This is a genomic window from Aquabacterium sp. A08 (assembly GCF_011742065.1).
Map to the genome: position 1 here is coordinate 1 of NZ_JAAQQT010000020.1, position 613 is coordinate 613.

Below are 613 nucleotides of genomic sequence, written 5' to 3' on the forward strand. Positions count from 1 at the left end.
GGCATGAACTGCCACATGCCGGCGGCCTTGGCGTGTGAGACGGCCTGCGGGTTGAAGGCACTTTCAATGAAGGGCAGCAGGGCCAGTTCCTGGGGCAGGTTGCGCCGCTCCAGTTCCTCGACGATGTGGAACAGGTACTTGCTGCCCCGTTCGGTCATGCGCTGGATGTAGTCTGGGCGGTTGGCGTACCACTGTTCGCGCTCGCGCACGCCGGCGTTGTCCAGGTCCGGCATGGCAAAGCCGCGGCGCACGCGTTCCCACAGGTCTTGCGGGGCCACCAGGGGCGCCACCGCCGGCAGGCTGGGTGCGCTGGGCGCGACGGACAGGGTCTGCAGCGGGCCAGACGGAATGACGGCCGGCCCCCGCGGGGCCGGCGCGTCGTGCGGTGTGGCAGGGCTGGGGCGCGTCGCGGTGGCGTCGGAAACGCTGGCGGGCGGCAGGGTGGTGCAGGCGGTGGTCAGCAGGGCGCTCAGGAGGGGCAGCGACAGGCGGTGGAACTTCATGGGCGCAAACGGGCTGGGACAGGGCTGAGACATTATCGGGCAGGGGCGAGACCTTGCCCAGCCCGGCCGGGGTCAGCGGAAACCGTCTTTCCAGCGGCGCAGGGCGGCAA

Annotated in this window: 1 protein-coding gene; it reads right to left on the reverse strand. The window is 70.6% G+C overall.

Annotated elements, in window-relative coordinates; all coding sequences use genetic code 11:
• On the reverse strand, positions 1-503 hold a 503-nt coding region (locus tag HA630_RS00115), incomplete at its 3' end, for a transglycosylase SLT domain-containing protein (protein ID WP_166831958.1).
• Between the last annotated feature and the right edge of the window lie 110 nt (positions 504-613).